The following is a 20,086-nucleotide window of genomic DNA, read 5'->3' as shown; positions in this document are numbered from 1 at the left end:
ACAGGCGGTGGAGCGGGCTTTTATTGAGTATATTATTTAGGGTGGATGGCTATAAACGTGGGCTTGCAAAAACACCGAACGCACCGCCAGTAACCCCACCCCGGCCCTCCCCCACGGGGGAGGGGGCAGTTCGGCGCAAGCCCCGCTGTTTGATGCGCAATCACGGTGGGGCAAGCCCCACCCTACGACGGCTACCACAAACGCCGTCTGTTTACATACACCTGAGCGCTCTTGATGTATGTAAACGTGGGCTTGCAAGAACACCGTGCGCACCGCCAGTAACCCCACCCCTGCCACCGCCGATGCGGCATGGTTATCCATTTTTATTCATTCATCCAAACCCGGTCTTCTCGCATGAAATCTTTTCCCGCGTGGCTGAAATGGCTGCTGCCGCCCGTCTTGCTGGCGGCGCTTTGTTTGTATGCGGCCTGGCTTTTTTTGCCGAAAGGCTCTGGCGTGGGCGCGGTGCTTGCCGCGCTCGCCCATCCTTCCGCCGCCGATTTGTCGCTCGATCAGCGCGTGGTGCTGGCGGTGCGGCTGCCACGTATTTTGACCGCGCTCCTGGTCGGCGCGGTGATGGCGGTCAGCGGCCTGCTCCTGCAAACGATGACGCGCAATCCGCTCGCCTCGCCCTCGCTGCTTTCCATCAATGCCGGTGGGTATCCGGGCGGCGGTTGGCAGATGGTTTGCAGGTTTGGTTTCCGGTTTACATACACTTTGAGTGCTCAGGTGTATGTAAGTGGTGATAGGCAGTGGGACAAGTTCCGGCTTGCAATGTTTGGCAGACGACGCTGCCTTGATGTGAAATCGCTGACGCCCCTCCCCAGCCCTCCCCCGCTGCGGGCTTCGCCCTGCAGGGGAGGGGGCAGTCCGGCGGGCATTCGGGCAGCGGCGGACGGGTTTTGGTTTCCGGTTTACATACACATTGAGCGCTCAGGTGTATGTAAATGGCTTTCTGTAAAACACCGTGCGTGCCGCCAGTAACCCCACCCCGCTCTCCCCCACAGGGGGAGGGGGCAGTCCGGTGAGGGTTTGGGTTTACGGCAAATCGTCAATCGGTTTTTGTGCGCGCGGCATCAGGTCTTCGTGTTTGACGCCCATGTGATCGACGATGGCGCTGGCGACGAAGATGGAGGAGTAGGTGCCGAAGACGATGCCGATGATCATCGCGGTGGAGAATCCGGTGAGGATGGTGCCGCCGAAGAGGGCGAGGGCGATGACCGAGAGCAGGGTGGTGAAGCTCGTCACCATCGTCCGTGCCAGCGTCTGGTTGATGGAGGTGTCGATGACGTCGCGCGGGGTGACGGCGGGCAGTTTGCGGAAGTTTTCGCGGATGCGGTCATAGACGACCACGGTGTCGTTCACCGAGTAACCGAGGATGGCGAGTAGCGCCGCCAGCACGTTGAGGTCAAACGGCCAGTGCATCAGCGAGAAGATGCCGGCGGTGATGATGACGTCGTGCAGCTGCGCCAGTACCGCACCGATGGCGAATTTCCACTCGAAGCGCAGGCCGAGGTAGATGATCATGCCGATGCAGGCGAGGCCGATGGCGAGCAGGCCTTTGCTGACGAGTTCTTCTTTGTACTGGCCGCCGACTTTGGATTGTCCGGTGAGTTTGGCGTCCGGCGCGTCGGCTTGTAGTGCGGCGACCATGTCGCTCATGGTCTGGTCGATGTTGGCGCCTTCTTGTTCGGCGAAGCGGATTTGTACGTCGCGCGAGGAGCCGTATTGGACGACGCCCGCGTCCGGCACGATTTTTTCGGCGACGCTGCGCACGTGGTTGATGTCCGCCGATTGGGCGTATTGCATTTCGATGGTCGCGCCACCGGTGAATTCGAGGCCGAAGTTGAAGCCGCGGAAGGTGATGAGCAGGATGGCTGCGATGGTGAGGATGGCCGAGAGCCAGAGGCCGTCCCGGCTGTATTTCATGAAGTGGATGTAGGGCAGTTTGATGTGCATGGCGGTGTTCTCAGAGGTTTATCTTCGGGTTGGCTTTGCGCAGGGTGAAGTATTCGACCAGCGCGCGGGTGACGAAGATGGCGGTGAACATGGTGGTGAGGATGCCGAGCGAGAGGGTGACGGCAAAGCCTTTGATGGGGCCTGCGCCGAAGCTGAACAGCAGCACCGCGACAATCAGCGTGGTGATGTTGGCATCGACAATGGTGGAGAGCGCGTTGGCAAAGCCCATGCGCACCGCTTGGTGGATTTCGATGTGTTCGTGCACTTCTTCGCGGATGCGTTCGTAGATGAGGACGTTGGCATCAACCGCCATGCCCAGCGTCAGCACAATCCCGGCGATGCCGGGCAGGGTCAGCGTCGCGCCCAACAGCGACATCAGCGCCACCAGCAGGATGAGGTTGACGACGAGGGCGATGTTGGCGTACAGCCCCAGTTTGCGGTAGTAGGCGAGCATGAAGATGATGATGAGGGCGAGGCCGAGCAGCGAGGCGTTGATGCCCTGGTCGATGTTCTTTTTCCCGGCGTTCGGGCCGATGGTGCGTTCTTCGATGATGTACACCGGGGCGACGAGCGAGCCGGCGCGCAGGGTCGCCGCCAGTTTTTGTGCGCGCGAGTACGGGGTGATGCCGGTGATTTGGAAGCGGTCGGCGAACTGGCTCTGGATGGTGGCGGAGTTGACCACGGTTTCGCGTTTTTCGACGGTGGTGACGGGTTTGCCGTTTTCGTCGTTTTTGGTAACGGGGATGTATTCGACGTAGATGGTCGCCATCGGTTTTTTCAGGTTTTCGCGGGTGACTTCGGCCATTTGCGCGCCTCCGGCGGAGTCGAGGACGACGTCCACCGCGATGCCCTGCTGGCCATTGCCGGCGGCGGCATCGACGATGTGTTCGCCGCTCATCACCACTTTGCGTTTGAGGAGGATGGGGTTGCCGTCTTCAAAGTACGCGAGTTTGCTGCCGAAGGGCGCGCGTTTCATCCGCACTGCCTGGGCGAGGTCGCCCTGTTCGTCCACGATGTAGAACTCCAGCGTCGCGGTGGAGCCGAGCATTTCTTTGGCTTTGGCAACGTCCTGGATGCCGGGGAGCTGGATGAGCAGGCGGTCGTCGCCGACAACCTGAATGGAGGGTTCGGCGACGCCGAGGCTGTTGACCCGGCTTGCCATGCGCATCCGGTTCTGGTCGGCGGCGCGGCGTTTGAGTTCGCTGATGCCTTGTTCGCTGTATTGCAGGCGGACGCGGTACTGGCCGTTTTCTTCGAGGTTTACTTGTTCGAGGTTTTGCGGCAGGACTTTGCGCAGTTCGTCCAGCGCGCGCTCGCGGTCGGCGTCGCTGCCATAGCTGATGAGCGCGCCGCCGTTGGCCGCGGCTTCGGCGCCGAGCAGCGGGATGTTGTTTTTTTCGCTGGTGGCGGTGGCGAGGTCAATGAGTTCGGCGGATTTGCGGGTGAAGAGTTCGTTGCTGTCCACTTGCAGCAGGAAGGAGATGCCGCCGCGAAGGTCAAGGCCGAGGTTCATCGGCGCAAGGCCAATGCTTTGCAGCCAAGTCGGGGTGTTCGGCAGGAGGTTGACCGAGACGGCGTTGTCCGGGTATTTGCTGGTGAGCAGGTCGCGTGCCTGGATTTGCACGTCGGTCTGCGGGAAGAAGAGGTTGAGGTTTTCGCCCTGGACTTTCCAGCGCTCAGGGGCGATGTTGGCGTCGCGCAGCTGGTTGGTGATTTCTTGCGCGGCGGCGGTTGCCGCTTCCGGCGAGGCGAATTGCATTTGTACGGTCGGGCTTTTGCCGTACCAGTTCGGCAGGGCAAGCAGCGCACCCAAGAGGGTGACGGCGATGATGAGGGCGTATTTCCAGCCGGCGAAGGCTTTGTTCATGGTGGTGTCCGGGTTTCGGGGGGCTGTAAGTGAAAAAGGCTGCCCTGCGGCAGCCTGTGGGCGGGTTCAGGCTTTGTCGGCGCTGTCGTCTTCCGCTTTGTCGCCGTCTTCGGCGGGCTTGTCCAGTTTGACGTTTTTGTCGTCGTTGGCGGCCTTGTTGCTGCCCAGCGTCGCCTTGAGCGAGCCTTTCGGCAGGACTTGTACCACCACGCCGCGCTGGATGCGGATGATGGTGTTTTTCGCAATTTCGAGGTCAATGGCGAAGTTGTCCAGGTCGATGATGCGTCCCATGATGCCGCCGTTGGTCATCACTTCGTCGCCTTTTTTCAGGTTGGTAATCAGCTGTTGGTGCTCTTTCATTTTCTTTTGCTGCGGGCGGAACATGAAGAACCACATCACGCCAAAGAGCAGCACCATCATGATGATGGAGGTCATGCCGCCGCCTGCTTGCGGGGCGGCCTGTTGGGCGTAAGCGTCCTGGATGAAAAACATGGTTGTTTCCTCTCAAGTTTAAGGGTTAATGGAAGCGCGGCATTATATAGCGCCGCTGTTGCGCATGGCATAAAAATCGGCGGCAAAGCCCGCGAACTGCCCGGCTTCTATCGCCGCGCGCATGGTGTGTATCAGGCGGATGTAGTAGCGCAGGTTGTGGATGGTGTTCAGGCGCGCGCCGAGCATTTCGTTGCATTTGTCGAGGTGGTGCAGATACGCCCGGCTGTAATGGCGGCAGGTGTAGCAATCACAACCCTCTTCCACCGGACGCAGGTCGCGCTTGTACTGGCTGTTGCGCAGCTTGAGCGTGCCGAAGCGGGTGAAAAGGTAGGCGTTGCGGGCGTTGCGCGTCGGCATGACGCAGTCAAACATATCAACGCCACGGCGCACGCCTTCGACGATGTCTTCCGGTTTGCCGACGCCCATCAGGTAACGCGGCTTGGTCGCGGGCAGGTGCGGCAGGGTGTGCTCCAGCGTCGCATTGCGCAGCTCAACCGGTTCGCCGACCGCCAGCCCGCCGATGGCGTAACCGGGCAAATCCAGCGCGACCAGGCCGTCTGCCGATTCGCGCCGCAAATCGGGGTAAACGCCGCCCTGGACGATGCCAAAGAGATGGTTCGGATTGTCCGCGTGCGCCGCCTTCGAGCGTGCCGCCCAGCGCAGCGACAGGCGCATGGATTTCGCCGCCTCATCATGTGTCGCCGGGTAGGGCGTGCATTCATCGAGCTGCATGACGATGTTGGAATTGAGCGCGCGCTGCACCTGCATCGAGCGCTCCGGCGAGAGGAACACCTCGCTACCATCGACCGGCGAGCGGAAGCGTGCACCTTCTTCGCTCAGCTTGCGGATTTTGGCGAGGCTGAACACCTGAAAGCCGCCGGAATCGGTGAGAATTGGCTTGTCCCAGTGCATGAACTGGTGCAGCCCGCCGTGGGCGGCGACGATGTCCTCGCCGGGACGCAGCATCAGGTGGAAGGTGTTGCCGAGGATGATTTCCGCGCCGAGCGCGTCCAGCTCCTCCGGGGAAAGCCCCTTGACCGTGCCGAGGGTGCCGACCGGCATGAACACCGGCGTTTCCACCGTCTGCCCGTTCGGGAAAGTAATGCGGCCGCGCCGCGCGCTGCCGTCTTGAGTAATAAGCTGATATTGCATGACAAAAAAGGAAGGCTTGCGCCTTCCTTGAGATGCGTGGCGGCAGGATTACTGCTCGATGCCCATGGCCTGCAACGTTTCGCGGGTGACACCGCCCACGCCGAGGTTGTGCTTGCGCTGATAGGCTTCCAGCGCCTTCATCGTGCCGGGGCCAAGCGAACCGTCAACGCTGACCTTGTAGCCTTCCTTCTTCAGCGCGCTTTGTACCGCTTCGATGGTCTTGCTGTTCACGGTGTCATTACACAGCACGCTTTCCCAGCGCACCTGCGCATCGGCGACCTTCTCGAACTTGGTCACTTCCGCATATTCGGCCGGAATTTCCTTCTCGCGCTGTTCGGCTTCTTTCACCAGCTTCTTCACCTTGACCGTCTTGTATTCGGCAGGCACTTCGATTTCGCGGGTGGTTTCCTCGCTCACCAGTTTTTGCTTCTTCACCGTTTCAAACTTGGCTTCGACCTGGGTCGGGTTCAGGCGGGCTTCTTCCTGCACGGTTTGCTTGGTGATGGTTTCCATCTGCGCCGGGACTTCCACCATGCGCAGCGCTTCGCCAGCGGAGGAGAAGGTACGCGCCGGGCCTTCGCTGCGCGCGGTCATGTACGCCGGTTTGGCGACCACTTCTTCCTTCACTTCGGCATATTGCGGCGGCACGACTTCCTGCGTGGTCATCGCCGGTTCGACTTCAATCTGCTCCTCGACGGTTTCAAAGACGGCGGGGACGATTTCCAGTTTCTTGCTGGCGGGCTTGATCACGACCTGCTCTTCCGTCCACTCGTATTCGGCGGGAACAATCTCGTAGGATTTGGCGGCATCCTTGATGACGACCTGCTCGGTGCGCGGCTCGAACTTGGCCGGAACCACGACCAGCGCCTGGCATTCGCCCGGCTTCACTTGCGGCACGGTCAGGGCGACGCTGTCGGCGGGGGCAGAGGCGGCCGCTTCCTGCGCTTGGGCGGCGTTGTCATCTTGTGCCTGCGCCAGGGCGGCGATTGCGACGGAAGTCAGCAGCACAGAAATCTTGCGTTTCATCATTCAAAATCTCCTGAGTTACGAGGATTCACATAAAAAATTGACGTTTTGAACAAGTTAGCCGTCCAAAAATCGTCACATACTTTAGCGCAACCCGCCGACGGTCGGCAAACGATTCCTGCAAAAAAATGCGGGATTTGCGCGATGCGGGAGCGATGCGACCATTTGCGTCAGTCGGCGACTTCGACCAGCGTCACCTGAATGCCACGCTTGTCCAGTGCCTCGACAAAGGCGGGGTCGGCATCGCTGTCGGTGATGAGATGGCTGATTTGCGCCAGTTCGCCGGAAACAAAGGTGCTGTCGCGTCCCAGCTTGCGGCTTTCCACCACCACCAGCACCTTTTCCGTGGCGCGGCGCAGCATCATTTCATTGATGGCGACTTCATCGACATTGGACGTGGTCAGCCCGGCCTGCAGGCTCACCCCGCTGAATCCCATAATCGCCTTTTGCGCCGTCACTTTTTCCAGATTGCGCAGCGCGAACTCGCCGGTCAGCGCTTCTTTCGGGAATTGGGCATGGCCGCCGGAGAGAATCAGCTTGATGCGCGGGTCAAGGTCAAGATGTATCGCCTTGCCGTTGTTGGTGATGGTGGTGATGCGCCGCTCCTTGACGTAATCCAGCGTCAGCAGCGCGGTGGAGGATGAATTGATGAAAATGGTGTCGCCTTCGTGGATGCAGGCGGCGGCACGCGCGGCAATGGCGTGTTTGCAGCGCTCCTGCCGCGGGCTTTCGCGGCGCACGGTTTCGGCCAGCGCCGCCCCGCCGTAAAAGCGCTTCAGAAAACCGCGCCGCGCCAGCGCGTCCAGGTCGCGGCGGATGGTGAGGGTGGAGACGTTCTGCGCGTCCGCCAAGTCCTGCACCTTGCATTCCGGGTTCGCCGCCAGCGTTTCCAGGATTTTCTGGCGGCGTGCTTCCACAAAGGCCATCGAGCGTTTCATTTGAGTCGTTCATCCTTGTTTATGTATGAGGTGTGGTTATTGTAGCGCCAGAGGCGCGAAACATTCAATCAGTTCATAAAATCTGCCGCTTACCGCGTAAAAGCGGTGGTTTCGTACAAAACATTCGCACTTGTCGCTGTTTTTATGTCCGTTTTGGATTTTTTATATTGCACTTTGAACATCTTTGGCGTTACCATACGCTGGTGCGGACGGAAACCGTTTCCGTTTGCCAGCCCTTCACGTCCACCGGAGTTCATCCATGAGTAAAGTTAGTGAAATCACAAGAGAAAGCTGGATTCTCAGCACGTTCCCCGAATGGGGTACCTGGCTCAACGAAGAAATCGAGCAGGAGGTCGTCCCCGCAGGCAACTTTGCCATGTGGTGGCTCGGATGCGTCGGCATCTGGCTGAAGACGCCGGGCAACGCCAACATCTGCATGGACTTGTGGTGCAGCCGCGGCAAAAGCACGAAGAAAGTGAAAGACATGGTGCGCGGCCACCAGATGGCGAACATGGCCGGGGTGCGCAAATTGCAGCCGAACCTGCGCGCGCAGCCGATGGTGCTGGACCCGTTTGCGATTAACGAAGTCGATGCCATCCTCGCCTCGCACTTCCATAGCGACCACATTGACGTCAATGTCGCCGCCGCCATCGTCAATAATCCCAAGCTGAACCACGTCAAATTCATCGGCCCGTGGCATTGCACCGAACTGTGGAAAAAATGGGGCGTGCCGGAAGACCGCCTCGTCACCGTCAAACCGGGCGATGTTGTCAAAATCAAGGATATGGAAATCCACGCGCTCGATTCATTCGACCGCACCTGTTTGGTAACGCTGCCGGTCGAAGGTGCGGAAGCACAAGGCGGCGAGCTGAAAGGCCTTTGCCCCAGCGATGAAGAAATGGGGCGCAAGGCGGTCAATTACGTCTTCAAAACGCCGGGCGGCACCATTTACCACGGCGCCGATTCGCACTATTCCATCTATTTCGCCAAACACGGCAAGGATTACGACATTGACGTCGCCCTCAACAATTACGGCGAAAACCCGGTGGGCATTGCCGACAAGATGACTTCTATTGATTTGCTGCGCATGGCGGAAGCATTGCGCACCAAAGTCATCATTCCGGTGCATCACGATATTTGGACGAATTTCATGGCAAGCACCGATGAAATTCTCGCCCTGTACCGGATGCGCAAAGACCGCCTGCAATACAAATTCAAACCCTTTATTTGGGAAGTGGGCGGCAAATACGTCTATCCGCGCGACAAGGATTTGACCGAATACCACCACCCGCGCGGCTTTGATGATTGCTTCGAGCAGGAGCAAAACATCCAGTTCCGCTCCATGCTCTAAGGAGGCACCATGTTACTGAGCAAAATGCTGGATGCGGGACACGTCAATTTTGAAACCCGCTTCCCCGACTGGCAAAGCGCCATTCATGGCGGCTGTAAACCGCTGGTTGCCGACGGTACCGTGGATGCGAGTTACGCCGATGAAATCATCGCCTGCATTGAAAAATACGGCCCCTATATCGTCATTGCGCCGGACATTGCCATGCCGCACTCGCAGGAAAATGCCAAGGGCGTACACAAAACCGCGATTTCTTTCATGAAAGTGGCGGAAACCGTCGCCTTTGACGCCAATGACCGCGAAAAAGACGCGCGCCTGTTCTTTACCCTCGCCTCGCAGGATCACGAACAGCATCTGGAGAATATGTCGGCACTCGCCACCATGCTCGACAATGACGCGCTGATTGGCGAATTGTTGCAGGCGCAGAATCACGACGATTTGCGCGTCATTGCGGCGAAATACGGTATCTAGGAGGCCACATGGAATTTTTCTATGCCATTTGGGGATTCTTTTCCAAAAACGTCTTGCAACAACCGGCCTTCTTTATCGGCCTGATTGTCCTCGTCGGCTATATCCTGCTGAAAAAACCCTGGTATGAATCCCTTGCCGGATTTATTAAAGCCAGCGTCGGTTATCTCATTCTGACCGCGGGGGCGACTGGCCTCGTTTCCAGTTTCAAGCCAATTATCGGCGGATTGAAAGAACGCTTTAACGTTTCCGCCAGCATGATGGATCCCTACGCCGGGCAGGCGGCGATTGAAGATGCGCTCGGTCATATTCAGCGCTCATTCAGCTCCGTCTTGACGCTGCTGCTGCTCGCCTTTGTCTTCAACATTCTCGTTGTCCGCTTCCAGCGCATTACCAAAATGCGGGCGCTGTTCACCACCGGACACGTTCAGGTGCAACAATCCGCCACCGCCTTCTGGCTGCTTTTGGTCTGCTTCCCCGAACTGGGCGACACCGGACTGCTGCTGATGATGTCGCTGGCGCTTGGTCTCTACTGGGCGGTCGGCTCCAACCTGACCATCGCCCCGTCGCAACGCCTCACTGATGGTGCCGGTTTCTGCATCGGCCACCAGCAAATGTTTGGCGTGGCGCTCTTCAGCAAACTTTCCGAAATCTTCTTCAAACCCAAGCCGGGACAGGAAACGAAGAAACTGGAAGACATCAAGCTGCCGGGCTGGCTCTCCATCTTCAACGAGAACATGGTCGCCACCACCATCCTCATGACCTTCTTCTTTGGCGTCATCCTTGCCGCCCTCGGTCAGCAGTTCGTGCTGGAGCACAGCTCCCAATATCTCTCCAAAAACATGGAGCAAAAAGAGTATTTGGGACTGCTTGCCGCCGGCCTCGTCTTTGACTACAAGGAAGGTACGCCATTCTTCACCTACATCCTGCTGACGGCGATGAAATTCACCGTTTACCTCTCCATCCTGCAACTGGGGGTACGCACCTTCGTCGCCGAGCTGACCGAATCCTTCCACGGTATTTCCGGCCGCTGGCTGCCCGGCGCGGTACCGGCGATTGACTGCGCCGCCACTTACGGCTTTGGCTCGCAGAACGCCATCACCCTCGGCTTCATGTTCGGTGCGCTCGGCCAGTTCCTTGCTCTCGGTGTCCTCCTGGCGATGAACAGCCCGACCGTCATCATCGCCGGATTTATCCCGATGTTCTTCGATAACGCCACCATCGGCCTCTACGCCAACCGCCACGGCGGCTACAAGGCAGCGCTCATCATGCCGTTTTTCTCCGGCCTGATGCAGGTCTTCGGCACCGCCTTTGTCGTCAGCTATGCCATCTACGCCTACAACGGCATGAATGTCGGCCTCGAAGGCGGCTACCTCGGCATGTGGGACTGGGCAATTCTCTGGCCGGGATTCACCTTCCTCATGAAGAACCTGCACTACATCGGCTTCGCCATCGTCATCCTCGTGCTGATTGCCATCCCGCAAATCCAGTACCGCTGCAACCGCGAAGGCTACTTCCTGATGACGGAAGACTACGAAGCCTACAAGGCCAAATTCCCGGAAAGCCACTAACGGCTGTTTATAATTGAAAAATCTCCCTCCCCTGCAGGGCGAAGCCCGCAGCGGGGGAGGGTCGGGGAGGGGGTGAGCGATATTATTGACGCGCTGAAATTCCAGTTTTTCAGTCGTTTACTGCCCTCACCCCAACCCCTCTCTCGCTGCGCGAGCTGTCCCAGTCTCAGAGGGAGAGGGGCTTATCCGCCGAATTGTAAACACACCCTAAGGGCAGCCCCCGCGCGGGGCGGGCAACCCCAACCGATTCACTGACAACAGGAGCAAACCATGAAAGTCCTCGTCTCATGCGCCAACGGCGCCGGCACCAGCCTGATGATGAAAATGAAAGTGCAGCAGGCGCTGAAAGACCTCAACGTCAACGTGGAAAAAATCCACCACTGCTCGATTTCCGAAGGCAAATCCTCGGCGAAACAGTTTGACGTCGTCTTCTGCTCGGCCAACTTCGTCGATATGTTCAAGGATGCCGCCGCCGCAGGCGTGACCGTCATCGGCATGAAGAACATCCTCTCCGTTGATGAAGCCAAAACCCGGATGCAGGAAGCCGGGCTGGTCTGATTCGTATCTGGAGTCTGTTGGCAAAACAGAAATCCCCCTCCCCTGCGAAGCGGGGAGGGGCGGACTTCCCGCGAAAAATGCGACTGCATTTTCGCGGGTGTCCGGGGAGGGGGTGTGAAGCGCCGCGCAGCGGCCGCCAAAAAGCGGAACAGCAATTTACGAGCTGTATCGCTACCCCCTCCCCCGCTGCGGGTGCTGGCGCACCCTGCAGGGGAGGGGGCTTTCCGGTTCAGGCGACACGGCTTGGATGTTGAAACAGGCACCGTCGCACGCCACGTTTCTTTTCAAATTCACACAAAAACACAAAAAACCACAGCCGCCGTTGTTCTGTCCTCACACCATTCCTATAATGCCCGCTTTCCGTTCATAAACCGCAGAGGAATCCCGCCATGCAACTCACCTACGACGCACTCAAGGCCGAATTCAAGCGCGTGCTGCTCGCGCGCAAACTCCGGGAGGACACCGCCGAGGCGGTCGCCACCCTCTTTGCCGATACCACCCTCTCCGGCATTTACTCGCACGGCGTCAACCGCTTTCCCCGCTTCATCTACCAGCTTGACCAGGGGCATATCCACCCCGAAGCCGAGCCGGAAAAAGTGCTGTCGCTGGGCGCGATAGAGCAATGGGACGCGCATCAGGCGATTGGTAACCTCACCGCGGTGAAAATGATGGACCGCGCCATCGCCCTTGCCGATACACACGGCATCGGCGTGGTCGCCCTGAAAAACGCCAACCACTGGATGCGCGGCGGCAGCTACGGTCTGCAAGCGGCACAAAAGGGCTACGTTGGCATCTGCTGGACCAACTCGCTCGCGGTGATGCCGCCGTGGGGCGGCAAGGAACCGCGCATCGGCACCAATCCGCTGGTGATTGCCGTGCCGGGCAACCCGCCGACCTACGTCGATATGTCCTGTTCGATGTTCTCCTACGGCAAGCTGGAAGTTACGCGGCTGGCGGGCAAACAGACGCCGATAGACGCCGGTTTTGATGACGACGGCAACCTCACCCGCGACCCCGCCACCGTCGAGAAAAACCGCCGCCTGCTGCCGATGGGCTACTGGAAAGGCTCCGGCCTCTCCATCGTGCTGGACATGGTCGCCACCCTGCTCTCCGGAGGGTTGTCGGTTGCCGAAGTGAGCGAGGATTTGGACGACGAATACCGCGTTTCGCAAGTCTTCATCGCCATCGAAGTGGATCGCCTTATTGACGGCAAGACGCGCGACGAAAAACTGCGCCGCATCACCGACTACGTCCTCTCGGCCACGCCGTCGCAGGAAGGCGTGCCGGTACGTCTGCCCGGCCACAACCTCGAAAAAACCATCGCCGAACACCGCAAAAACGGCATTCCGGTCGATGACAGCGTCTGGCAAAAAATCCTGGCGCTGTAAGCGGAGCCTGCCATGAAAGCGCTCGCCAACATCAACAAACTGCTGGAAATCTTCGTCGTCTTCAATCTGGCGCTGATGAGCTTCCTCATCTTCCTCAACGTCATCCTGCGCTACACCCTGAACTCCGGCCTGACCTTCACCGAAGAAGCCTCGCGCTATATGTTCGTCTGGCTGACCTTCATGGGCGCGGTACTCGCCTTCAACGGCGACGAACACGTCTCCGTCCAATTCCTCGTCGCCAAACTGCCGGTGAAACTGCGCGCGTGGTGGACGGTCGCGACCGACATCATCCTCCTCGCCTGCTGCCTGCTGCTCTTCCTCGGCTGCTGCAAACTGACCGCGCAGAACATGAGTAACCTCTCGCCCATCACCGGCATCCCCACTGGCATGAACTTCCTCGCCGCCGCCATCATGAGCGGCCTGCTGCAAATCCTGCTGCTGGTGCGCATCGGCGTCAAAACCTCCGCCATTCTCCGGGGGCACATCGCATGATTATCGCCACCTTCCTCGTTGTCCTCCTCGCCGCCATCCTCGCGGGCATCCCGGTCGCCTTCGCCCTCATCCTCTGCGGCATCGCGATGATGCTGCACCTCGGCGAGTTCAACACCCAAATCCTCGCCGAAAACCTCATCAGCGGCGCCGACAGCTTCTCGCTGATGGCCATCCCCTTCTTCATCCTTGCCGGGGAAATCATGAACGCGGGCGGACTGTCGCGCCGCATCGTGGACCTGCCGATGAAACTGGTCGGCCACAAACGCGGCGGCCTCGGCTACGTCGCCATCATGGCGGCGATGATCATGGCGAGCCTCTCCGGCTCGGCGGTCGCCGACACCGCCGCCGTCGCCGCCATGCTCATCCCGATGATGAAAACCACCGGCTACCCGGAAGAACGCTCCGCCGGGCTGATTGGTGCGGCGGGCATCATCGCTCCCATCATCCCGCCGTCCATCCCCTTCATCATCTTTGGCGTGACCAGCGGCGTCTCCATCACCAAACTGTTCATGGCGGGCATCATCCCCGGCGTCATGATGGGCGTCTTCCTCGCCCTGCTCTGGGGCTGGCAGGCCAAACACCTTGACATCCACACCTTCCCCAAGGCGAGCCGCCGCGAACTCGCCGCCTCCTTCAAAAACGGCATCTGGGCGCTGCTGTTGCCGGTCATCATCATCGGCGGCTTCCGCCTCGGCGTCTTCACCCCGACCGAGGCGGGCGCGGTGGCGGCGTTCTACGCGCTCTTCGTCTCCACCATCATCTACCGCGAGCTCAAACTGCCGCAGCTCTACGACATCCTGCTGGCGAGCGCCAAAACCACCGCCGTAGTAATGATGCTGGTCGCCGCCGCAGGCATCTCCGGCTACCTCATTACCATCGCCGAACTGCCGCAGATGATTACCGAACTGCTTGAGCCGCTGCTGGATTCGCCGCGCCTCCTGCTCGCCGTCATCATGATTGCCGTCTTCATCATCGGCATGGTGATGGATCTGACGCCGACCGTGCTCATCCTCACCCCGGTGCTGATGCCGCTGGTGCAAGAAGCGGGCATTGACCCGGTGTACTTCGGCGTGATGTTTATCCTGAACACCTCCATCGGCCTCATCACCCCGCCGGTCGGCAACGTGCTCAACGTCATCACCGGCGTCACCAAATTGCCGTTTGACCGCGCCGCGCGCGGAATGCTGCCCTACGTCGGAATGCTGCTGCTCCTGCTCATCCTCTTCCTCATCTTCCCGCAACTGGTGATTGCGCCCTACCGCTTCATCATGAGCTGACCCCATCCCTCAACACAACAAGGCAAACCCCATGAAAAACAAACTGCTCTCCGCCCTCATCGCCGCTGCCGCCTTAGGCGTTGGCCTCGCCCACGCCGCCACCAGCCTCCGCTTCGGCTACGAAGCGCCGCGCAGCGACACCCAACACATCGCCGCGAAAAAATTCGCCGACATCGTCAAAGAAAAAAGCGGTGGCGAGCTGAAAATCTCGCTCTTTCCCGACAGCACCCTCGGCAACGCGCAGGCGATGATTAGCGGCGTGCGCGGCGGCTCGATTGACATCGAAATGTCCGGCTCGCCCAACTTCACCGGCCTCGCCTCCAACCTCAACATCATCGACATCCCCTTCATCTTCCGCGACAAGGCGCACGCCTACCGCGTCTTGGACGGCGACATCGGCCAGGGGCTGATGAAAGAACTCGAAGACAAAGGCCTGAAAGGATTGGGCTTCTGGGAAGTCGGCTTCCGCGCCGTCTCCAACTCCAAACACCCGGTGAAAACCCCGGACGACATCAAGGGGCTGAAAATCCGCACCAACCAGAACCCGATGTACGTCAAAGCCTTTGAACTCCTGGGCGCCAACCCGGTACCGATGCCGCTCTCCGAACTCTACACCGCGCTCGAAACCCGCACCGTGGACGCGCAAGAGCACCCGATCGGCATCCTCTACTCGGTCAAACTCTACGAAGTACAAAAACACCTGAGCCTGACCAACCACGGCTACACCCCGCTCTTGGTGGTGATGAACAAGGCCAAATTCGACAGCCTGCCCGCTGAGCAACAACAAATCCTGCTCGATGCGGCGAAAGAAGCGGGCGCCTACCAGCGCGAGCTTAACGCCGAAAAAGAAGCGGCAATGCTGGAAGAAATGGAAAAAGCGGGACTGGAAATCGTGCGCGACATCGACACCGCCCCGTTCCGCGCCATCATCGAACAGCCGGTACGCCAATTCTTCATCGAAAAAAACGGCGACGAACTGCTGAAAAAAGTGGACGCACTCGCCGAAGAGAAAAAATAACCTCACAAAAACGTAGGGTGGGGCTTGCCCCACCACGCTTTGCGCCATGCAGGGGCGCTCAGGCGAAGCCCTGACTGCTCGCACTGGCACATTACCCCCGCCAACGTAGGGGCGGTTAGGGCGAAGCCCGTAACCGCCCGCATAACCGGGTTATCCCCGCCACCTGCCCCCCACCCGCGAGAACCCCATGAAGCACCACATCCTCATCGCCGCACCAATACGCCAACGCTTTATCGACAAAAACGGCGACAGCGGCAGTGCCCTGCTGCAACAAGTGGACGCACGCGCCAAAGAGAACCCATAAGGAGCGCCCATGACCTGCTGGCTTGGCATTGACTGCGGCGGCACCTTCATCAAGGCGGGGCTGTTCCGCGAAGACGGCAGCGAAATCGCCGTGGTGCGGCGCAATCTGCCCGTGCTCAGCCCGCAACCGGGCTGGGCGGAACGCGACCCGGAAACCCTCTGGCAAACCTGCGCTGCCGTTATCCGCGAAGCCATCGCCACGACCGACCCGGCGACCATCGCGGGCATCGGCATCTCCGCCCAGGGCAAAGGCCTCTTTACCCTTGACCGCGACGGCGCGCCGCTTGGCAACGGCATCCTCTCCTCCGACCAGCGCGCGCTGCCAGTAGTCAAACGCTGGCAGGCGGAAGGTATCCCCGCCCGCCTCTACCCCGAAACCCGACAAACGCTGTGGACGGGGCATCCCGTCTCTATCCTGCGCGCGCTGAAAGAACAGGCGCCTGCGCGCTACCAGCGCATCGGCAGCATCCTCATGTCGCACGACTACCTGCGCTACCGCCTGACTGGCGCCATTGCCTGCGAAGAAACCAACATCTCCGAATCCAACCTCTACCACTTCGGCGAAGGGCGCTACCAGCCCGCACTCGCCGACACCCTCGGCATCGCCGAAATCGTCCCCACCCTGCCGCCCATCGTCGGCGCGAGCGCCATCGCCGGACACATCAGCGCGCAAGCGGCGGCAGCAACCGGCCTGCGCGCGGGAACCCCCGTCGTCGGCGGCCTCTTTGACGTCGTCTCCACCGCGCTCTGCGCCGGACTGCACGACGAAACCATGCTCAACGTCGTCCTCGGCACCTGGTCGGTGGTAACAGGCTTCACCGACCACATCGACGACAGCCAAACCATCCCCTTCGTCTATGGCAAATCGGCCACGCCCGGCCAGTACATCGTGCATGAAGCCAGCCCGACCTCGGCGGCAAACCTCGAATGGATCACCGCCCTCCTTGGCGAACACGACTACCGCGCCATCAACGACAGCATCGCCGCCCTGCCGCCCGCCGCCAGCAGCGTCTATTTCGTCCCCTTCCTCTACGGCAGCAACGCCGGACTGGGAATGCAGGCGGGACTGTACGGCCTGCAATCCTTCCACGGCCGCGCCCATATCTACCAGGCGGTGTACGAAGGCGTCATCTACAGCCTGATGCACCACCTGGAGCGGATGCGGCAACGCTTCCCGGCGGCGCGCGTGCTGCGCGTCACCGGCGGCCCCGCCAAATCGGCGGTATGGATGCAAATGCTGGCAGACATCAGCGGCAATACCGTCGAAACGCCGCGCATCGCAGAAACCGGCTGCCTCGGCGCCGCGCTGGTGGCGATGGTCGGCACCGGCGCCTATCCCGACTGCCCCGCCGCCTGCGCCGCGCTCAAACCGCCGCTGGACAGCTACCGCCCCAATCCCGCGCTGGCCGACGCCTACGCCACCAAATACCGCCATTACCGCGAGCTGATAGCGCAACTGCGCGCCTTCAACGACACCCTTCACCCCTAAACCCCCGAAAGGAGCCAACCATGAGCAAACCGCTGTTACAAATCGCCCTCGACCAAACCAGCCTCGCCGAGGCGCTCGAAGTCGCCGCCGTCGCCGCGCCGCACGTGGACATCATCGAAGCAGGCACCATCCTCTGCCTCAGCGAAGGCAAAACCGCCGTCGAAACCCTGCGCCAGCGCTACCCCAAGCACATCATCGTCGCCGACTACAAAACCGCCGACGCCGGCTCAACGCTGGCCGACATCGCCTTCACCGCCGGCGCCGACTGGTTCACCGTGATGTGCGCCGCCTCGCTCGCCACCATCGAAAAAGCGCACGAAGTCGCCGTCGCCCGTGGCAAAGAAGTGCAAATTGAGCTGTTCGGCAACTGGACGCTGGACGACGCCAAAGCCTGGGTCAAAATGGGCGTCAAACAGGCCATCTACCACCGCAGCCGCGACGCGCAGGCGAGCGGCCAAACCTGGGGCGAAAAAGACCTGCAACTGTTGCGCGCCCTTTCTGACCTCGGTCTGGAACTCTCCATCACCGGCGGCATCGTCCCCGAAGAAGTCGGTATCTTCAAAGACATCAACGCTAAATGCTTCATCGCCGGGCGCGCACTCGCCAACCCGCAAACCGGGCCCGCGACCGCCAAAGCCTTCCACGAAGCCTTCGCCCGTTACTGGGGCTAAACCATGCGCCAGCACAAACTCGGCATCTACGAAAAAGCCCTGCCCGGCAACTTAAGCTGGGCAGAGCGGCTGGCGCTCGCCAAAGCCTGCGGCTACGACTTCGTTGAAATCTCCATTGACGAAACCGACGCCCGCCTCGCCCGCCTCGACTGGAGCAAGGCAGAACGCCTCGACCTCGTCCGCGCCTGCCTCGACACCGGCATCACCGTCCCCTCGATGTGCCTCTCCGGCCACCGCCGCTACCCCTTCGGCAGCCACGACCCCGCCATCCGCGACGAAGCCCGCCGCGTCATGGAAAAAGCCATCCGGCTCGCGGTGGACTGCGGCATCCGCACCATCCAGCTCGCCGGCTACGACGTCTATTACGAAGCGCAGGACGACGGCACCATCGAACGCTTCAGCGAAGGAATGCAATGGGCGACCGCGCTCGCTGCCAGCAACGGCGTCATGCTCGCGGTGGAAATCATGGACACCGCCTTCATGAACAGCATCAGCCGCTGGAAACAATGGGACGAACTTGTCGCCTCGCCGTGGTTCACCGTCTATCCCGACGTCGGCAATCTGAGCGCCTGGGGCAACGACGTCCCGGCAGAGCTCGCGCGCGGCATCGACCGCATCGCCGCCATCCACCTGAAAGACACCTACCCCGTCACCGCGACCAGCAAAGGCCAGTTCCGCGACGTCCCCTTCGGCGACGGCTGCGTCGATTTCGTCAAAGTCTTTGAGACCCTCGCCCGCTTGAACTACCGCGGCGCCTTCCTCATCGAAATGTGGACGGAAAAAGCCGCTGAGCCTGTCGCCGAAATCATCCACGCCCGCCGCTGGATGGAAGAACAAATGCAAAAAGGAGGATTCCCATGCTAGAAACCCTGAAAGACGAAGTCCTTGCCGCCAACCTCGACCTGCCGCGCTACGGCCTCGTCACCTTCACCTGGGGCAACGTCAGCGGCATCGACCGCGAACGCGGCCTCATCGTCATCAAACCCTCCGGCGTCGAATACGATGTCATGACCGCCGCCGACATGGTCGTGGTCGATTTGGCCAGCGGCAAAACCGTTGAAGGCAACAAAAAACCCTCCTCCGACACCCCGACCCATCTCGAACTCTACCGCCGCTTCGCGGACATCGGCGGCATCGTCCACACCCACTCGCGCCACGCCACCATCTGGTCGCAGGCGGGCAGCGACCTGCCCGCGCTCGGCACCACCCACGGCGACTACTTCTACGGCGCCATCCCCGCCACCCGCCGCATGACGCCAGAAGAAATCGCGGGCGAGTACGAACTCGAAACCGGCAAAGTCATCGTCGAAACCTTTGCCAAACGCGGCATTGACCCGAAAGCCGTTCCCGCCGTACTTGTCCACTCGCACGGCCCGTTTGCCTGGGGCAAAGACCCGCACAACGCGGTACACAACGCCGTCGTCCTCGAAGAAGTCGCCTACATGAACCTCTTTACCTGCCAGCTCAACCCGCGCATCCCGCCGATGCAGCAAGAGCTGCTGGACAAACACTACCTGCGCAAACACGGCAAGAACGCCTACTACGGCCAATAAACCGGGGTTTCGCCCACTAAAAAAGCGCCACAACGGCGCTTTTTCGTTGAACTATCCTTTGATTTGTAGCCATCCACCGAAAGCCTCATACGGTGGATGGCTATATTTTGGAATCAAAGAAAGTAGGGTGGGGCTTGCCCCACCGTAAAGAGACAGGCTGCGCTTCAGCGCGCCGTCCATCTGAACAAACAAGAAATTCTTTTAACGGTGCGCCAAGGCGCACCCTATCGCTAAAATTATGAGGCAGCACAAGACGATAGTTCGTAGGTTGGGTTAAGGGCTGTTTACAATTTAGGCCTCCCTCCTTCGCAGGGCGAAGCCCGCAGCGGGCGGGTTCCGTGCGTAGGGTGTGTGGCGGCGTAGCCGACACGCACGCGGGAATTTGACATCGGCAAACGCGTGCGTGCCTGCGGCACACACCCTACAAACTAATGATGTAGCTCGCAAAATCGTCGCCACGCAACCGCATTGGCTTGGGCGTGTTTACGGCTGAATGGTAAACAGGCCTTAACCAAA

At 60.2% G+C, this 20,086-nt stretch carries 19 protein-coding genes; 13 read left to right on the top strand and 6 right to left on the bottom strand.

The window, feature by feature from the left end; all coding sequences use genetic code 11:
- Nucleotides 1–354: 354 nt before the first annotated feature.
- Complete coding sequence (locus tag ACO54Z_RS05270; protein WP_485996075.1) at nt 355–984, top strand: iron chelate uptake ABC transporter family permease subunit; 630 nt, start codon at nt 355–357, stop codon at nt 982–984.
- 54 nt (nt 985–1,038) lie between these two features.
- Here ACO54Z_RS05270 and secF read toward each other — a convergent pair whose 3' ends face one another.
- From secF to ACO54Z_RS05240, 6 genes are all read right to left on the bottom strand, one after another.
- Nucleotides 1,039–1,959, bottom strand: coding sequence for a protein translocase subunit SecF (gene secF, locus ACO54Z_RS05265; RefSeq protein ID WP_485996074.1), 921 nt, complete (start codon nt 1,957–1,959; stop codon nt 1,039–1,041).
- A gap of 10 nt (nt 1,960–1,969) precedes the next feature.
- A complete protein-coding gene (secD, locus tag ACO54Z_RS05260) occupies nt 1,970–3,826 on the bottom strand; it encodes a protein translocase subunit SecD (RefSeq protein ID WP_485996073.1) in 1,857 nt (618 codons plus the stop codon).
- A gap of 66 nt (nt 3,827–3,892) precedes the next feature.
- Nucleotides 3,893–4,318: a preprotein translocase subunit YajC gene (gene yajC, locus ACO54Z_RS05255; RefSeq protein ID WP_485996072.1), complete on the bottom strand. Its 426-nt coding sequence runs from the start codon at nt 4,316–4,318 to the stop codon at nt 3,893–3,895.
- 42 nt (nt 4,319–4,360) lie between these two features.
- Entirely contained in the window at nt 4,361–5,470 is a 1,110-nt protein-coding gene (gene tgt / locus ACO54Z_RS05250) for a tRNA guanosine(34) transglycosylase Tgt (protein ID WP_485996071.1), read from the bottom strand.
- 48 nt (nt 5,471–5,518) lie between these two features.
- Nucleotides 5,519–6,499 carry a peptidoglycan-binding domain-containing protein gene (locus ACO54Z_RS05245; protein WP_485996070.1) on the bottom strand — a complete coding sequence of 327 codons (981 nt, stop codon included), beginning with the start codon at nt 6,497–6,499 and terminating at the stop codon, nt 5,519–5,521.
- A gap of 167 nt (nt 6,500–6,666) precedes the next feature.
- Entirely contained in the window at nt 6,667–7,434 is a 768-nt protein-coding gene (locus ACO54Z_RS05240) for a DeoR/GlpR family DNA-binding transcription regulator (protein WP_485996069.1), read from the bottom strand.
- A gap of 259 nt (nt 7,435–7,693) precedes the next feature.
- Here ACO54Z_RS05240 and ulaG point away from each other — a divergent pair, with 259 nt between their 5' ends.
- The 12 genes from ulaG (at nt 7,694) to araD (ending at nt 19,570) form a co-directional block, all read left to right on the top strand.
- Nucleotides 7,694–8,785 carry an L-ascorbate 6-phosphate lactonase gene (gene ulaG, locus ACO54Z_RS05235; RefSeq protein WP_298079919.1) on the top strand — a complete coding sequence of 364 codons (1,092 nt, stop codon included), beginning with the start codon at nt 7,694–7,696 and terminating at the stop codon, nt 8,783–8,785.
- Between the two features lie 9 nt (nt 8,786–8,794).
- Nucleotides 8,795–9,253, top strand: a complete 459-nt coding sequence (locus ACO54Z_RS05230; protein ID WP_485996068.1) for a PTS sugar transporter subunit IIA — start codon at nt 8,795–8,797, stop codon at nt 9,251–9,253.
- Nucleotides 9,254–9,261: 8 nt separating this feature from the next.
- Nucleotides 9,262–10,821: a PTS ascorbate transporter subunit IIC gene (ulaA, locus tag ACO54Z_RS05225; RefSeq protein ID WP_485996067.1), complete on the top strand. Its 1,560-nt coding sequence runs from the start codon at nt 9,262–9,264 to the stop codon at nt 10,819–10,821.
- A gap of 270 nt (nt 10,822–11,091) precedes the next feature.
- Nucleotides 11,092–11,379 (top strand): PTS sugar transporter subunit IIB, encoded by a 288-nt coding sequence (locus tag ACO54Z_RS05220; RefSeq protein ID WP_298079922.1) that lies wholly within the window; start codon nt 11,092–11,094, stop codon nt 11,377–11,379.
- Between the two features lie 389 nt (nt 11,380–11,768).
- Complete coding sequence (gene yiaK, locus ACO54Z_RS05215) at nt 11,769–12,767, top strand: 3-dehydro-L-gulonate 2-dehydrogenase (RefSeq protein WP_485996066.1); 999 nt, start codon at nt 11,769–11,771, stop codon at nt 12,765–12,767.
- A gap of 12 nt (nt 12,768–12,779) precedes the next feature.
- Nucleotides 12,780–13,259 carry a TRAP transporter small permease subunit gene (locus ACO54Z_RS05210; protein ID WP_485996065.1) on the top strand — a complete coding sequence of 160 codons (480 nt, stop codon included), beginning with the start codon at nt 12,780–12,782 and terminating at the stop codon, nt 13,257–13,259.
- Nucleotides 13,256–14,536 (top strand): TRAP transporter large permease subunit, encoded by a 1,281-nt coding sequence (locus ACO54Z_RS05205; protein ID WP_485996064.1) that lies wholly within the window; start codon nt 13,256–13,258, stop codon nt 14,534–14,536. Before ACO54Z_RS05210 ends, ACO54Z_RS05205 begins: the two co-directional genes overlap by 4 nt.
- Before the next feature lie 31 nt (nt 14,537–14,567).
- Nucleotides 14,568–15,554, top strand: coding sequence for a TRAP transporter substrate-binding protein (locus ACO54Z_RS05200; RefSeq protein WP_485996063.1), 987 nt, complete (start codon nt 14,568–14,570; stop codon nt 15,552–15,554).
- 313 nt (nt 15,555–15,867) lie between these two features.
- Nucleotides 15,868–17,346, top strand: coding sequence for an FGGY-family carbohydrate kinase (locus ACO54Z_RS05195; protein WP_485996062.1), 1,479 nt, complete (start codon nt 15,868–15,870; stop codon nt 17,344–17,346).
- 20 nt (nt 17,347–17,366) lie between these two features.
- On the top strand, nt 17,367–18,017 hold the full coding sequence (ulaD, locus tag ACO54Z_RS05190; protein ID WP_298079928.1) for a 3-keto-L-gulonate-6-phosphate decarboxylase UlaD: 651 nt from the start codon (nt 17,367–17,369) through the stop codon (nt 18,015–18,017).
- A gap of 3 nt (nt 18,018–18,020) precedes the next feature.
- Nucleotides 18,021–18,881, top strand: a complete 861-nt coding sequence (locus tag ACO54Z_RS05185; RefSeq protein WP_485996061.1) for an L-ribulose-5-phosphate 3-epimerase — start codon at nt 18,021–18,023, stop codon at nt 18,879–18,881.
- The gene (gene araD / locus ACO54Z_RS05180) at nt 18,875–19,570 is read left to right on the top strand and encodes an L-ribulose-5-phosphate 4-epimerase (protein ID WP_485996060.1); all 696 of its coding nucleotides are present in this window, start codon (nt 18,875–18,877) and stop codon (nt 19,568–19,570) included. The genes ACO54Z_RS05185 and araD overlap by 7 nt, the downstream gene beginning before the upstream one ends.
- The last annotated feature ends 516 nt before the right edge of the window (nt 19,571–20,086 follow it).

Source organism: Cardiobacterium sp. (genome assembly GCF_057314735.1).
Note: the sequence above shows the minus strand (reverse complement) of the source record. Positions and strands in the feature narration are given on the sequence as shown.

What these genes read in the sequence shown, in the direction of transcription:
- ulaA (WP_485996067.1), top strand. Translation starts at nt 9,262, where the DNA reads ATGGAATTTTTCTATGCCATTTGGGGATTCTTTTCCAAAAACGTCTTG.
- ACO54Z_RS05185 (WP_485996061.1), top strand. Translation starts at nt 18,021, where the DNA reads ATGCGCCAGCACAAACTCGGCATCTACGAAAAAGCCCTGCCCGGCAAC.
- ACO54Z_RS05210 (WP_485996065.1), top strand. Translation starts at nt 12,780, where the DNA reads ATGAAAGCGCTCGCCAACATCAACAAACTGCTGGAAATCTTCGTCGTC.
- ACO54Z_RS05240 (WP_485996069.1), bottom strand. Translation starts at nt 7,434, where the DNA reads ATGAAACGCTCGATGGCCTTTGTGGAAGCACGCCGCCAGAAAATCCTG.
- yiaK (WP_485996066.1), top strand. Translation starts at nt 11,769, where the DNA reads ATGCAACTCACCTACGACGCACTCAAGGCCGAATTCAAGCGCGTGCTG.
- ACO54Z_RS05245 (WP_485996070.1), bottom strand. Translation starts at nt 6,499, where the DNA reads ATGATGAAACGCAAGATTTCTGTGCTGCTGACTTCCGTCGCAATCGCC.
- ACO54Z_RS05230 (WP_485996068.1), top strand. Translation starts at nt 8,795, where the DNA reads ATGTTACTGAGCAAAATGCTGGATGCGGGACACGTCAATTTTGAAACC.
- ACO54Z_RS05220 (WP_298079922.1), top strand. Translation starts at nt 11,092, where the DNA reads ATGAAAGTCCTCGTCTCATGCGCCAACGGCGCCGGCACCAGCCTGATG.
- ACO54Z_RS05195 (WP_485996062.1), top strand. Translation starts at nt 15,868, where the DNA reads ATGACCTGCTGGCTTGGCATTGACTGCGGCGGCACCTTCATCAAGGCG.
- ACO54Z_RS05270 (WP_485996075.1), top strand. Translation starts at nt 355, where the DNA reads ATGAAATCTTTTCCCGCGTGGCTGAAATGGCTGCTGCCGCCCGTCTTG.
- secD (WP_485996073.1), bottom strand. Translation starts at nt 3,826, where the DNA reads ATGAACAAAGCCTTCGCCGGCTGGAAATACGCCCTCATCATCGCCGTC.
- tgt (WP_485996071.1), bottom strand. Translation starts at nt 5,470, where the DNA reads ATGCAATATCAGCTTATTACTCAAGACGGCAGCGCGCGGCGCGGCCGC.
- secF (WP_485996074.1), bottom strand. Translation starts at nt 1,959, where the DNA reads ATGCACATCAAACTGCCCTACATCCACTTCATGAAATACAGCCGGGAC.
- araD (WP_485996060.1), top strand. Translation starts at nt 18,875, where the DNA reads ATGCTAGAAACCCTGAAAGACGAAGTCCTTGCCGCCAACCTCGACCTG.
- yajC (WP_485996072.1), bottom strand. Translation starts at nt 4,318, where the DNA reads ATGTTTTTCATCCAGGACGCTTACGCCCAACAGGCCGCCCCGCAAGCA.
- ulaD (WP_298079928.1), top strand. Translation starts at nt 17,367, where the DNA reads ATGAGCAAACCGCTGTTACAAATCGCCCTCGACCAAACCAGCCTCGCC.
- ulaG (WP_298079919.1), top strand. Translation starts at nt 7,694, where the DNA reads ATGAGTAAAGTTAGTGAAATCACAAGAGAAAGCTGGATTCTCAGCACG.
- ACO54Z_RS05205 (WP_485996064.1), top strand. Translation starts at nt 13,256, where the DNA reads ATGATTATCGCCACCTTCCTCGTTGTCCTCCTCGCCGCCATCCTCGCG.
- ACO54Z_RS05200 (WP_485996063.1), top strand. Translation starts at nt 14,568, where the DNA reads ATGAAAAACAAACTGCTCTCCGCCCTCATCGCCGCTGCCGCCTTAGGC.